14 protein-coding genes are annotated in these 13,314 nt (G+C 36.8%); 4 read left to right on the forward strand and 10 right to left on the reverse strand.

The window, feature by feature from the left end; all coding sequences use genetic code 11:
* Nucleotides 1–31: 31 nt before the first annotated feature.
* The 6 genes from C7B89_RS06140 to C7B89_RS06160 all read right to left on the reverse strand — a co-directional run bounded on the left by C7B89_RS06140 (nucleotide 32) and on the right by C7B89_RS06160 (nucleotide 4,563).
* Nucleotides 32–901: a metal ABC transporter permease gene (locus tag C7B89_RS06140; protein WP_048392426.1), complete on the reverse strand. Its 870-nt coding sequence runs from the start codon at nucleotides 899–901 to the stop codon at nucleotides 32–34.
* Entirely contained in the window at nucleotides 898–1,770 is an 873-nt protein-coding gene (locus C7B89_RS06145) for a metal ABC transporter permease (protein ID WP_054550447.1), read from the reverse strand. The genes C7B89_RS06140 and C7B89_RS06145 overlap by 4 nt, the downstream gene beginning before the upstream one ends.
* Before the next feature lie 11 nt (nucleotides 1,771–1,781).
* Nucleotides 1,782–2,510 carry a metal ABC transporter ATP-binding protein gene (locus C7B89_RS06150; protein WP_048392425.1) on the reverse strand — a complete coding sequence of 243 codons (729 nt, stop codon included), beginning with the start codon at nucleotides 2,508–2,510 and terminating at the stop codon, nucleotides 1,782–1,784.
* A 9-nt stretch (nucleotides 2,511–2,519) separates the two neighbouring features.
* Nucleotides 2,520–3,434 (reverse strand): metal ABC transporter solute-binding protein, Zn/Mn family, encoded by a 915-nt coding sequence (locus C7B89_RS06155; protein ID WP_115673329.1) that lies wholly within the window; start codon nucleotides 3,432–3,434, stop codon nucleotides 2,520–2,522.
* A 152-nt stretch (nucleotides 3,435–3,586) separates the two neighbouring features.
* On the reverse strand, nucleotides 3,587–3,748 hold the full coding sequence (locus C7B89_RS23015) for a hypothetical protein (RefSeq protein ID WP_167444825.1): 162 nt from the start codon (nucleotides 3,746–3,748) through the stop codon (nucleotides 3,587–3,589).
* 206 nt (nucleotides 3,749–3,954) lie between these two features.
* Complete coding sequence (locus C7B89_RS06160; protein WP_115673330.1) at nucleotides 3,955–4,563, reverse strand: TetR/AcrR family transcriptional regulator; 609 nt, start codon at nucleotides 4,561–4,563, stop codon at nucleotides 3,955–3,957.
* Nucleotides 4,564–4,723: 160 nt separating this feature from the next.
* On the opposite strand from C7B89_RS06160, the gene C7B89_RS06165 reads away from it, so the two are divergent.
* Complete coding sequence (locus C7B89_RS06165; RefSeq protein ID WP_115673331.1) at nucleotides 4,724–5,461, forward strand: SDR family NAD(P)-dependent oxidoreductase; 738 nt, start codon at nucleotides 4,724–4,726, stop codon at nucleotides 5,459–5,461.
* A 125-nt stretch (nucleotides 5,462–5,586) separates the two neighbouring features.
* On the forward strand, nucleotides 5,587–6,615 hold the full coding sequence (locus C7B89_RS06170; RefSeq protein ID WP_054550451.1) for an S-layer homology domain-containing protein: 1,029 nt from the start codon (nucleotides 5,587–5,589) through the stop codon (nucleotides 6,613–6,615).
* 22 nt (nucleotides 6,616–6,637) lie between these two features.
* On the opposite strand, the gene C7B89_RS06175 is transcribed toward C7B89_RS06170, so the two are convergent.
* The 4 genes from C7B89_RS06175 to C7B89_RS06190 form a co-directional block, all read right to left on the reverse strand.
* The gene (locus C7B89_RS06175) at nucleotides 6,638–7,537 is read right to left on the reverse strand and encodes a LysR family transcriptional regulator (RefSeq protein ID WP_054550494.1); all 900 of its coding nucleotides are present in this window, start codon (nucleotides 7,535–7,537) and stop codon (nucleotides 6,638–6,640) included.
* A 262-nt stretch (nucleotides 7,538–7,799) separates the two neighbouring features.
* A complete protein-coding gene (locus tag C7B89_RS06180) occupies nucleotides 7,800–8,339 on the reverse strand; it encodes a flavodoxin family protein (RefSeq protein ID WP_054550452.1) in 540 nt (179 codons plus the stop codon).
* Nucleotides 8,340–8,520: 181 nt separating this feature from the next.
* The gene (locus C7B89_RS06185) at nucleotides 8,521–9,123 is read right to left on the reverse strand and encodes a hypothetical protein (protein WP_054550453.1); all 603 of its coding nucleotides are present in this window, start codon (nucleotides 9,121–9,123) and stop codon (nucleotides 8,521–8,523) included.
* Nucleotides 9,124–9,376: 253 nt separating this feature from the next.
* Complete coding sequence (locus C7B89_RS06190) at nucleotides 9,377–10,087, reverse strand: TspO/MBR family protein (protein WP_054550454.1); 711 nt, start codon at nucleotides 10,085–10,087, stop codon at nucleotides 9,377–9,379.
* A gap of 351 nt (nucleotides 10,088–10,438) precedes the next feature.
* Here C7B89_RS06190 and C7B89_RS06195 point away from each other — a divergent pair, with 351 nt between their 5' ends.
* Together C7B89_RS06195 and C7B89_RS06200 are read left to right on the forward strand one after the other, a co-directional pair.
* Nucleotides 10,439–11,347, forward strand: a complete 909-nt coding sequence (locus C7B89_RS06195; RefSeq protein ID WP_054550455.1) for a MerR family transcriptional regulator — start codon at nucleotides 10,439–10,441, stop codon at nucleotides 11,345–11,347.
* 378 nt (nucleotides 11,348–11,725) lie between these two features.
* A complete protein-coding gene (locus C7B89_RS06200) occupies nucleotides 11,726–13,297 on the forward strand; it encodes a phytoene desaturase family protein (RefSeq protein WP_115673332.1) in 1,572 nt (523 codons plus the stop codon).
* Nucleotides 13,298–13,314 lie beyond the last annotated feature (17 nt).

A 13,314-nucleotide genomic window follows, 5' to 3' on the forward strand; every position in this document is an offset into this window, starting at 1 on the left:
GTTTGATGGGCGTATCAAACGACGTTTTTCATTAAGAAGTTTCTAGTTTATGAACAAGTACTTTTTTTCTACGCTCAACGATTTTTTGACAGATGAACGTCACGATAAAAATGAAGCCGACTGTTGTTGCCATCATACCTGCTATAGAGGTATCCCAAAATTTCGCTAAATAATAGCCAATGACGGAAGCAGCAGCTCCAAAGAGCATACTATAGACGAACATTTGCTTAATCGTCTTGCTGATTAAATAGGAGGTAGCAGCTGGCCCAATCAACATGGCAACCACTAAAATGGCCCCTACACTATCAAAAGCTGCCACTGTTGTAAACGAAATCGATGTCATAAAGCCATAATGAAGAAAGACAACGGGAATGCCAATGGTTGCTGCATACACAGGGTCAAACGTTGCAAGCTTCATTTCTTTAAAGAATAGGAGTAGGAACGCAATATTAATGACGAGGACGAGTAAGAGCATCCATACTGCCTTAGGCATTGCCAGCCCAAGCAATGTCCATTTATCCCAAGGAACAAAAGCAATTTCTCCCATTAAAACATGCTCAACATCTAAGTGCACATTGCCTGCAAATAAGGTGATGAGGAGAACACCTGCTGCAAACAGAGATGTAAACACTACGCCTATCGCTGCGTCTTCTTGAATACCAGAAGAATGTAATAATTGCACAAGATAGGCTGTTAAAATCCCTGCAAACGCAGCACCTACCAACATCCAAAAACCATTCAACGTTTGGGTAATAAGGTAAGCCATCACAATGCCAAAGAGCACTGTATGACTGATCGCATCTGCAATCATGGACATTCTACGCAAGATGAGGAAGACACCTGCAATTCCACAAGTTACCCCAACTAACAGTCCCGTGAATACAACCCAAAATTCGATCATCCTACATCACCCTGCTTTCGAAATTGCATTTTCCTACGATATTTACTAATTTGACCAGTTGGACTTATAAAATACGATAGAAAGAATATACCTGCTGCCACTAAGACAATTATAGGACCCGTCGATAACCCTGTTCGAATCGCACTAATAAAGGTTCCTGTTATGCCAGCGATACCTCCAATCGCAGCACTTAAAATGAGCATTGTGCTCAATTTTTTTGTCCATAACTTGGCACTGGCAGCAGGAATAATTAATAAAGCTGACATTAAAATAACGCCAACAGCTTGTATACCTGTAACAATTGTCATGACAATTAAAACCGTTAATGTTGCCTTTAAAGCCTCTATTGGTAAGCCAATCCCTTTTGCATAAACAGGATCAAAGATCAGTAGCTTCCATTCCTTATAAAGCAAGAGACTAACCACAATAATGATGGTTGCACTAATAAAGAGCCACATTAAATCTGCCTTGGTCATCGTCGCTGCTTTACCGAAAATAAAATTATTCAGACCACTCTGATTCCCCAGTGGGCTACGGTTAACCACTGTTAAAAATACAACACCAACACCAAAAAATACGGTCAGCACTAATCCAATGGCAGCGTCAGCCTTCATTTTTGAAAATGACACAATCCATTGAATACAATACACAGATAATGCAGATGTAATGCCCGCTCCTAGCATTAAAATTGGCAATTCCTTTTGACCTGTTAGCAGGAACGCAAGGGCAATACCTGGTAATGCTGCATGCGCAGCAGCATCCCCAACTAGACTTTGTTTCTGTAAGAAGGAGAACGTGCCTGTGATGCCTGCTGCAATGCCAAGTAACATCGTTCCACTCAGTACCCACAATAAGTTACCGCTTAACATTATGTCCCTCCTTACACATGCTGCATCATGAAAAGTTTACCACCATATGTTTTTTGTAATTGCTCTGGTGTAAAAACATCTTCCGTTGCGCCTGATGCTAAAATCGTTTTGTTTAATAGAATCGTATAGTCAAAGTATTCTTTGACGGTTTGAAGATCGTGATGCACAACAAAAATACTTTTTCCCTGTGCCTTTAAATCCTTTAAAATATCAATAATCGTTTTTTCTGTCGCAGCATCTACTCCTGCAAATGGTTCATCTAAAAAATATATATCTGCATTTTGTGCAAGGGCTCTAGCTAGGAATACACGTTGTTGCTGGCCTCCTGAAAGCTGCCCGATGGAACGCTCTGCAAAATCCTGCATCCCAACACTTGCTAAAGCTTGTCGAGCAACAATTTTATCCTGCTTAGACGGTCTTTTAAATAGGCCTGTATGGCCATAACGCCCCATGAGCACCACATCCAACGCATTTGTTGGGAAATCCCAATCCACCGCATTACGCTGAGGCACATAGCCTACGACTAAACTCTTTGGCTCAAACACCTTCCCTAAAATTTCTACCTTTCCCACTTTATTAGGAAGCTGATTTAAAATGGCCTTTAAAAATGTGGATTTCCCTGCACCATTTGGGCCAATAATGGCAGCTAGATGACCTGTAGGCACTGTTACACAGGCATTTTCTAATACTGTTTTTTTATCATACGCCACTGATAGATTTTCCACTGTTAATGCATACATATTCTTCACCTACTTTAATGCATCGACGATCGTGTCGATGTTATGTTGATACATACCTATATACGTACCTTCTGTTGTTCCTTCAGCTCCCATAGCATCTGAGAATAATTCCCCACCGATGACAATGTCGTGACCTTTCTCCTTAGCCCCTTCAATAACAGCTTTCATTGCCTTATCGGACACACTGGATTCTATAAAAAGAGCCTTAATCTTATTTTCTACTAAGAAATCAACCATCTCCTGAACATCCTTCACACCATACTCTGAATCCGTACTCAGCCCTTGCAAGCCACGTACTTCAAATCCCTGACTTCTGCCAAAGTAATTGAATGCATCATGAGCCGTTACTAATATTCTTTGTTGCTGTGGTATTTCATTCACACGCTTTTCTGCGTAGCTTTGTAAATCATCCAGCTTTTTCAAGTAAGCTGCTTCATTTGTTTGAAAATCTGCTTTAAATTCAGGGTATTCTTCCTGAAGCTGCGTACTGATTGCCTTGACAACACCTTTCCAAAGCTCAACATCAAACCAAATATGTGGATCATGGAGCATGGCATCCGTATCACTGGCAAGCAGTTGCTTTTCATCTAATGTCTCGCCCACTGCCAAGACCGTTTTATCCTTCGCCATTTGTTCAAAGATATCGAGCATTTGTCCTTCTAAATGTAAGCCATTATAAAAAATGACTTCTGCTTTATCCAATTTCGATAAATCACTTTGAGTCGCCTTGTAGAGATGGGGATCTACGCCTGGACCCATCAATGCTGATACCTGTAAATGATCACCACTGATTTCTTTAATCGCATCTGCAATTTGTCCTGTGGTTGCAACCACAATGCCTTCTTTTTCACCCTCTGTTTCTGCTGAACAGCCAAATAATAGAAATGAGAGTGATAATACCACCACACCTAACCATTGTTTCATTTTCCTACCTCAACTTTCTCTTTATTAAGCAATTGTTTGAAAAAAGTGCCTAAACTACGAAGTAACCAATAGGCGGACAAGCCGTAAATTGTTTGTCATGCCCGCCCTAGTCGTATTTAACGCCAATATCCCAACTTTTTCCACACAATACCTTAATTTATATTCATTTTCCTGATAAGCTGGCGCCAGCTCATCCAGAAAAGGATTAACATCATACCTGCGCCTACTGAATCGGTCAGTTTCCATACGATTGCTAAAATAATTAAAATGGCCATTGGAAGAATCGTCAGCTTGAAATCACCTAAATTTTTCATTCACGCACTCTTCTTTCTTTGGAGATATTTTGTTTCCCTTAGGAAAAATATATGCTTAATACAAAGAAAATTCAACTATTTTATGAAAATTTCTTTAAAAAAATTTTTTTCTTACACAAAAATTAGTTTAGCCCAAACAAAAAAATCCCTAATGCAGACATTAGAGATTCTTTTATAAAAATACATAGATTTATGTTAATATACTTTTATTCTTCTTTTACTAGCGGCTTTCCTATAAATTTAAATGCATAAATATGTGTTTTTGTTAATTCAATAATATCCTTGATTAAAGCTTCTTCTGATTTTTCATAGCCGCTTGCAATCCATTGCATCATCAATCCATAAAAGCCGTAGGAAGTATAATGTTTGAACATGTTCATGTTGACAGGCTGCTGATTGATCGTCTCAAATTTAAATTGCTCTTGATAAATTTTTGTGATCGTTAAGGGCATACGGGTGTGCAACCCAGGAATCGTATCTTCCACATTCAGCAGCTCGAAAAACAAACGGTGCTTATAAATGTAATGAATAATATTAAAGGATGGTGCTTTCAATTTTGTCGTGTATACCTTTTCTCCATATAGGTAGGGTTCACCTACTGCCACTTCCAGACCATTCAGCATTTGTTCTAGCAAATTCTCTGCTAGTTCAAATTTATCTTGAAAATGCACATAAAAGGTACTACGGTTATAGCCCGCTCGTTCTACAATATCCTTCACTGTAATGGCTTGAAAACCATGTTGTTTCATTAAATCGACAAACGCTTCATAAAAATGACGGCGGGTTCTTTCTTGTCTTTGTGTCCATTTTGGCAATTTTACTTCCCCCTTTTAGACATTTCAGGCACATATGTCTACTAGTTAGATATTTACTACGACATTAATGATTGTTTCCGTTTTCAGGCGTTTTACAATAAAAGTACACCGTGATTTACACAGTGTGCAAGAAAAAAGTTTGTTTAAGGGAGTGTCATGTATGGGGAAATTACAAGATAAAGTCGCAATTATTACAGGTGGTGCTTCTGGTATCGGTGCTGCAACAGCCAAATTATTTGTAGCAGAGGGAGCAAAAGTAGTGCTTGTGGACCTAAACGAGGAAAAAGGCCAAGCATTTGCAGCTGAACTACAGGCAACAGGAGCAAAAGCCATGTTTATCAAAGCAAACGTAACGGAAGAACAGGAAGTAGCAGCTATTTATCAAACAACTATTGAGGCATTTGGCAAAGTCGATGTCCTTTTTAATAATGCAGGGATTGGTCGTGTTACGCCAACTGAGGAGCTTCCTTATGCGGAATGGCGTCAAACTGTAAATGTAGACTTAGATGGTGTATTTTTAATGGCGCAGGCTGCCATCAAAGAAATGCTAAAAGCGAATGGTGGTACAATCGTTAATACTGCTTCGATGTATGGTTGGGTTGGCTCGCCAGGATCAGCTGCTTATAATGCAGCAAAAGGAGGCGTGATTAATTTAACACGTTCATTAGCATTAGAATTTGCTACGCGAGGGATTCGTGTCAATGCCCTATGTCCAGGCTTTATTGATACACCAATTATCCCAGAAGAAAGTAAGGAGCCATTACGTCAAATCACACCTATGCAACGACTAGGACAACCAGAGGAAATGGCGAAAGCTGTTTTATTTATGGCATGTGACGATTCAACGTTTATGACAGGGAACACATTAACAGTAGATGGTGGCTACACAGCCCAATAACGACGTTTAAAATAATCGCTACCCGACAAAGGGCAGCGATTATTTTTTCACTAGAAAAATTTGCAGTTTTTATCCATTTCCTGCAAACTATTACTAAAGCGAGCAAGAAAGGATGAAGACAACAAATGAAAAAATTAATAGGTACTTTATTATTTTCTATTCTGATTATAGCTAGTGCAGGCAATGTACAAGCTGCTGGCTTTCGGGACGTATCAAAGGATCATTATGCATATGAAGCTATTTTATGGGCAGAAGAATATGATATTGTTAATGGCTTTACAGACGGTACATTTAAACCGAATGCTACCATTACTGAACAGCAATTAGCAAAATTATTAGCCAATTTTTATGAGCTTGAAACGCCCATCGACGAATTAAAAAAGCAAACGCCTTCGGCAAACTGGTCGGATGATTTCTATAATCAGCTCGCAAGCTATGGGGTGCCTTTAAATGGCTATTTCGACAACCGAATCCGAGCGGCTACTGTGAAGCGTGGTGTAGTGGCACAGGCTATTGCTCATTTAGCTAGCGGTAAGAAGGGCTTAGATCAATCTATTCAATTTTTACTTGATACCTATATTTCTTCCGGGCTAAATCCACAGTATGAAGAGCGTAATTTACAAAAGTTTTATGGCGTGACAAGCAACATGACCCGTGCGCAAGTTGTTACGATGCTCTATCGTATGGACGAACGAAATTATTATGAAATTTCAGCGGATGCACAAGCAATTCATGAGAATGCCAACAACGTATCCTTAAATAATAGGGCAAAAAATGCTCAAAATCAGCTCGACAAATCATTACAGCAGGCTACTCCTAGTAAAAGCGCATGGGAAGGTGTGTATACTTATTACTACAAATGGGGTAAGGGTACAAATGAGTTTAACCGCCGTGATGCTATAATCTCCAATGCCACAAACAAGAGCTTTTCTATTGCTTTAACGGCGAATGATGGCTCCGCTTCAGGTAGTGTAAATGGCACAGCCACAATTACAAGCAATACGAAAGCCCTTATGAATACATCCTCGAATGGCAATCGTTGTGTTGTCGAGTTTGAACGTTTATCTAATAATGCCCTAAAGGTGTCCGAGATTGATTGTCGTGCTGAACGTAATGAAGGCACCAATTTTTCGGGTACCCTCAAGCAGCAATAATTTGTAACAGAGTCTGAATCATTCAGGCTCTTTTTTCATCCTTAAAAGCTTCATAGCTATGTTTGGCGATGGCAATAAAATCTTCGAGACAGGGATGCATATGCTTATCTTTATGCCATGCAATATCTGTATAAATTGGCGCTAAATCAATTGTGGACGGTACTTCCATTAATTGCCCACTTTCCAGCTCCTTCTCTACAACCATTTTAGGTAAAAATGTAATACCTAACCCTGCCATCACACATTGCTTGATTGCTTCAATACTGGCGAATTCAATCATTTGTAAGGGATTGACACCCTCTTGCTGTAGCTGTGCCTCTAAATGATTACGATAGGAGCACCCTGTTTCTGTTAACAACATCGTTTCAGTTGAAATTTGTTGAGCCGATAGAGGCTGACTAATTTCTTTGGGGGCACTCACAAAAACAAGCTGTTCCTGAATCAATCGCTCTCGCTTGAGCATGGCTGTTTCCTGATAAGTGTCCGTTATCAATGCAATATCAAGTTTACCAGCTTGTAATAAATCCTTTGCAATAGCTGTTGTATGCACAGGCTTGAAAATGATTTTCACTTGCGGGTGTGCTTGTTGAAATTGCTGTAAAATACTTGGTAGTCGATAGACACACTGACTTTCCTGTGCCCCTACCTTCAATAGGACTTGCTCCTGCTCATTGGATATAGCTTTTTTCATTTCACGGTCTAGCTCAAGCATTTTTTTTGCATAATGCTGTAGACGCTTGCCCTCTTCTGTGAGAATAATACGCTTGCCAAGCCGCTCAAAAAGCTGAACACCTAACTCTTGTTCTAATGTTTTTATCTGAGCTGTAATACTCGATTGAGCGTAGTCAAGAAGCTGGGCTGTCTGTGTAAAGCTTAATGTTTCAGCTGCTGTAAAAAACGTTTGAAGCTGCTTAATATCCATCAATTGAACCCCTTCATCTATTTCTTCGATAGTTTTTGTTAAAACATTCATCCTTTTCGATAATAAAATCCAATATACACTAGTTTGTAGCTGAAAGAAAGAGATGGCTGCATTTACCAATAGCGCAAGTAAATATCTAACATCAAAAGAACCTTTCATCATATAAAGAGAAACGAATTTGGAGACTTCTTTCCTCCAAATTCGTTTCATTGTATTGTGCTATAAAAATAGTCAATATCATCTAAAGGCCAATAAGGTCGACTTATTGTAATTCTTTTCTAAGATGATCAGCTGCAGACAATGCTTTTAGATCTTGAAGGATCTCGCCTGGCTTGTTTCCTTCTCCTAGAATATATCCCTCAAAGGTTATCCCAACAAAATCAAAAATATGTTGAAATTGCTGAATCATTGGTAACCCCTTTATATAAGGCTCATCTCCACCAACTGCAATAACATATGCTTTTTTAGAAGACATTAATGCTTTAAAATCAGGATAATTCGGGTCTCTTAAGGTTTGTGACCATCGATCTATAAAGTTCTTCATCGCTCCTGTCATACTATACCAATAAATAGGCGTAGAAAATATAAGAATATCATGTGGAAGAATACGGTCAATGACGGCGTTATAATCATCGCTGACATCTGTGAAACCTTCCGCAGCATGACGCTTATCGATTATTGGCTGAATAACACAGTCCTTTAGATAAATTTCTTCAATCATTAGGCCTTGAGTGGCTAATTTTGTTAAAGTCTCTACATTCCCATTCGACCGATTGCCACCGTAAATAACTGCTATTGACATTTAGTATCCCTACTTCCTTAAAGTTTTAACTAGTGTCCCCGTATATCAATAGCTTATTATGATTTCACAAATCGATAAAGATGATTATTTCGATAAAATAAATCGAAAGATTCGATTACAATTAGCATGCATACATAATATGTTCAATTAAACTAGGATACAAAATGAAATCAATAGTTAGTTATAACCCCTCTAAATTATCCAACAAACTATACCCATATTTAGCAAATTGTTGTTTGACTTGGTTAATGCAATATTCAATTCGTTTCTTTTTTTCTTCTTCAGAATATCCTATTGGGTTTTTTACACACGCCCCCAAATCAATCCATTTCAAAGTGCTATTTTCCGTATCCCAGTATATATGTTCAAATTTAAAATCAAAATCGTATCTGTCTACATTCATCATATCTTTTTTTGCTTCAATCATTTTCAAAACAATTTCTTTTAATTCGTTGTTAGTTATACCTTCTTTTAAAACCTGTGATAAAGTTTTACCATTCACTTTTTCTACAAATAAAAACTCTCTTTTTTTATATGCATAAATTTTAGGAAAATAAGGACTACTGTTTAACTCCAACAATGCGTAAATATCGTTATCCCCTTTTCCTTCAGATAAAAATTTTTTCAATATAATTCCTTTGTTTTTCATTTCATAAACAATTGACCGTTTTCGATGTAATTGAATGATTTCAACTTCTTTACTCAATATAAGATTATATTCATATAAATAAATAGATTCTTTGGTCTCTTCTGGTAGATCATAAAAATAATTTGTGACAAGCAAAACTTGATTACTCCTTTCATCATAAGAAGATTCGACAAAAAGAGCTTATTCCCTTTATATTTCCATTATTTCTACATTCAAAAAAGTGAATACATTTTAATCATTGGATAAGAAGAATTGGATGAAAGGTCACCTATCTTTACAAAAAACCCAAACTACACAGAAGCTCATAACACTTCATTGGTTTGGGTTTCTTTATAAATAAATTTTCTTTTCAAAGCACGCTTTCTATCAAATATTATAGATACTTTAACTATATTCTTTTAGGCCTTCCAATGAAAATCCAAATTACCAGGAACAAACTATATATAAATGGCATATAGAAAATACTCCCTGCATCTGCTCCATTCTTGATAGCGATTCCTATAAAAGCCCAGATAATTACTAATGGAAAAAATACATCTTGCTTATAAACACGTATAAAAGCAGCTAGCACAGTCGCAAGAACAAGTAATAACTGTGCCCATATTTCCTCCGAGAGCCCAAACCCATCCCACTCATAATATTTAAGCACAAAGCTAATATTAGCCATCAACGCCACACTAATCCACCCTAAATATACAGAAAATGGAAGTCTCCCTGAAAAACGATTATTCTCTTTCGGGTAACTTACATACAGAAAAATTATATGAACCAATAAGCCGACCATAATAACAATGGACGTTATAAACAATTCATAATGCCAGCTCAACAACCATGCGATATTTAAAAATGCAGTGATTACAAAGAGACCCAGATTGCTATTTATACGATTAGTAGTTGAAGACCGAAATTGTTGTACAAGCCAAATGAATAATAAAAAATAAATCAAGCCCCAAATACTAAAAACATAGCCTGCTGGAATAAACAATACATCTACCTGATTAGAAATTTCACCTGTCTTTTTCCCATTAATCCCCACCGTACTAGCTAGTCCATTAATAATAACCATGGCGAAATAACTTATGAGTGCAAGCCATTTCATGTTCTTTCCCCCTCATATACATCATCTAATTCAATATATTCATTACCCATTCCAACTTATAATTACTCCGCTTACATAACATTAATAAATTATTTAAAGCCATTAGCTTATCTATAAAATCGTATAGCCTACTCATTATGGTATGGAAGAAAAAAACAACAAATTGTCTCATTAAATTCCCCACCCCTATTTCCCTGTTATTCAATATTCAACCACTATAGTTATACAATTGTTGTACAACTTTTAAATATCTATATTATAATATGAAAAGTTGTAAGGTTTCGGAAAGCACTACGGCACACAAATACTCACAATCATGAATGTTACTAGCTATAGAAAGGCAGGGAAATAATGACACCAACAGATTGGCAATATAATATTACGCAGGTATCTGAAATCACAGGACTATCCAAACAAGTGATACGTAAATGGGAAGAGCGCTACCAACTTGTTCACCCCAAAAGATTAGAAAATGGACACCGTGTTTATAGTGAAAAGGATGTGCAGCTATATTTAAAAGTACTTAGCCTTTCGAACCAAGGCTATTCTATAAAACAAGCAGTGACAATTGTACTTAGCAATCAAAATGTTTTAGAGGCAGTTACCCCCACAGTGTTGACCAAAAGCGACAATGTAGATCATTTCTGTAATCTTTTATTGGAAGAAGGAAGACTTTGCAATGAAGTAGAACTTAATCGACTCCTGCAACAAGCAAATCATTCATTAGGATTAGCAAAATTTCTATCTCATGTGATTATTCCTTTCTTACAAGAGGTAGGAAGATTATGGGAAAAACAGGTATGGACCGAGTATCAAGAATCTGTTACTACAATGATTGTTAGAGATTATTTAGTACAATTAAGAAGGAATTACCACTCTAAAGAGGATGCACCACTTATAATGGGAGCATGCTTACCAGGGGAGCATCATGAAGTTCAACTTCATATTTTATTGTTGCAAGCAATGATGGCTGGTTGGCGATCATTCCTTGTTGGCAGTTCTCCAGCTGTTGGGGCAATTGAATCTTTAATCATACATTTTAAACCAAAGGTGGTTCTATTATCTGCTATGACTACAAGGCCATTTGAGTTATACCCTACTAGCATTCAGCAATTAGATGACTTCGCTGCAAAACATCCTGCTATTCGATTTTATATGGGGGGTGCTGGCTCTGAAGAGTATTTAAAAACACATTCCTTACATTCAATTGCTATTGCCAGTACTATTGATGAAGTTATAAATAACTCTCACTCTAAATAACATTTATTTTTAGTAGGAGTTTAACGTTTTGGTTAGAACTAGTACTATAAGCAAAAGTTAAAAAGTTTATTAATACTGCTATCCCTGTTTAAATAAGGCATTGTTCTTACAATCTATTTTATTGAGAAGTTCAACGAGAATATCATGGATGAAAGCATTGGTTACACATGCTTTTGTCTATGATTTTTTTTTGCACGCAATAGCCATAAAATAATTTTTTAAATTTCAAGAATATATAGTTTGCACATTTTTGTACACTAATTGTATAATCACTGTATAACTTTTGTACAACAAATAAATATTTTTATCTATTTATAAATCATGACTCAATACAGGTAGTGTTATAAGACTAAATAGCAGATACGGAGGTTTTTCACAATGAAAAAGGAGATTATTGTTATAGGAGCTGGTCCAGGTGGTTTAGCGTCGGCAATGCTGCTTAGCGCTAAAGGATTTAATGTCAAAGTTTACGAGAAACAACCCTATATTGGTGGTAGAACAAGTGAAATAAAGCTAGGAGAATATAAATTTGATATGGGCCCCACATTTTTAAATATGTTTTATATTATTGAAGAAATATTCGAGCTTGCCTGTAAAAATATACATAATTATATAGATCTAGTAAACCTAGATCCAATGTATGAATTAATTTTTCACGATAAGCGCATTAAAATGACTCGTGATCGTGAGGAAATGATTCGTCAAATAAATGAACTATTTCCAGGCAATGAGGGCTCTTTTGAAAAATATATGAAGGAAACTAATCACAAATTAGAAGCGTTAGTACCTGTATTGCAAGCAAGCATGAACCGTTATACAGATTTACTACACCCAAAAGTTTTAAAGGCATTGGGTGAGCTTGAAATCGGTAGATCTTTAATCGATACGCTTTCACGATTTTACAAGCAAGAGGAATTACAACTTGCCTTTACTTTCCAAGCAAAATACTTAGGCATGTCTCCGTGGGAAAGTCCTGGTGCATTTTCCATTCTATCTTTTATTGAGCATGCTTATGGTGTTTACCACATTACAGGTGGCATTAATAAGTTAACACAGGCAATGGCAAAGGTTGTACGAGAAAATGGTGGAGAGATCTACACGAACTGTGGCGTTTCAAAGCTCTGGTTGGATGATCGAAAGGTAAAGGGTGTCATTTTAGATAATGGCGAAAAAATAGCATCTAATGAAGTAATAATAAATAGTGATTTTGGTCATGCGATGACTCACTTAGTCGAGCCTGGTGTTCTAAAAAAATACACTAAAGAAAAGTTAGAGAAGAAAAAATACTCTTGCTCTACTTTTATGCTTTATCTAGGTGTCAATAAAAAATTTGATTTGCCCCATCATACGATCTGGTTTGCAAAAAATTACCGAAAAAATGTTGAAGAAATTACTAACCATAAATTGTTGTCGGATGATCCATCTATCTACATTCAAAATGCAGTTGTAACAGATCCGACAGTTGCCCCACAAGGGAAATCTACGCTATATGTATTAGCACCAGTACCTAATAATTTCAGTCATATTGAGTGGGATACCTGTGAACAAGATTATCGTAACATGCTAATTGGGTTAATTGAGGACAAACTTGGCATTGAAAATCTAGAGCAATACATTGAAGAAGAACACATAATTTCACCGAAAAATTGGGAAGAGAATTTAGGTGTATATAAAGGAGCAACTTTTAACCTAGGTCATCAGCTTACACAGATGCTGACATTCCGCCCTCACAATAAATTTGAAGAATTAAAAAATAGCTGGTTAGTTGGAGGTGGTACACATCCAGGAAGTGGTTTACCGATTATCTTGGAGTCTGCACGTATTACTTCTAATGGAATTCTACAAAAGCATGGTCTAGCACAATTAGCAGTGAAACCTTTACCTAAAATAGATCTCTTTAATACGGAACTCAATAACAAACCTAGTGAAAAAGTAATGTTGCATATCTAATAATCATTAAGTATGAA

This window comes from Lysinibacillus capsici (assembly GCF_003367505.1).
GTDB lineage: Bacteria > Bacillota > Bacilli > Bacillales_A > Planococcaceae > Lysinibacillus > Lysinibacillus capsici.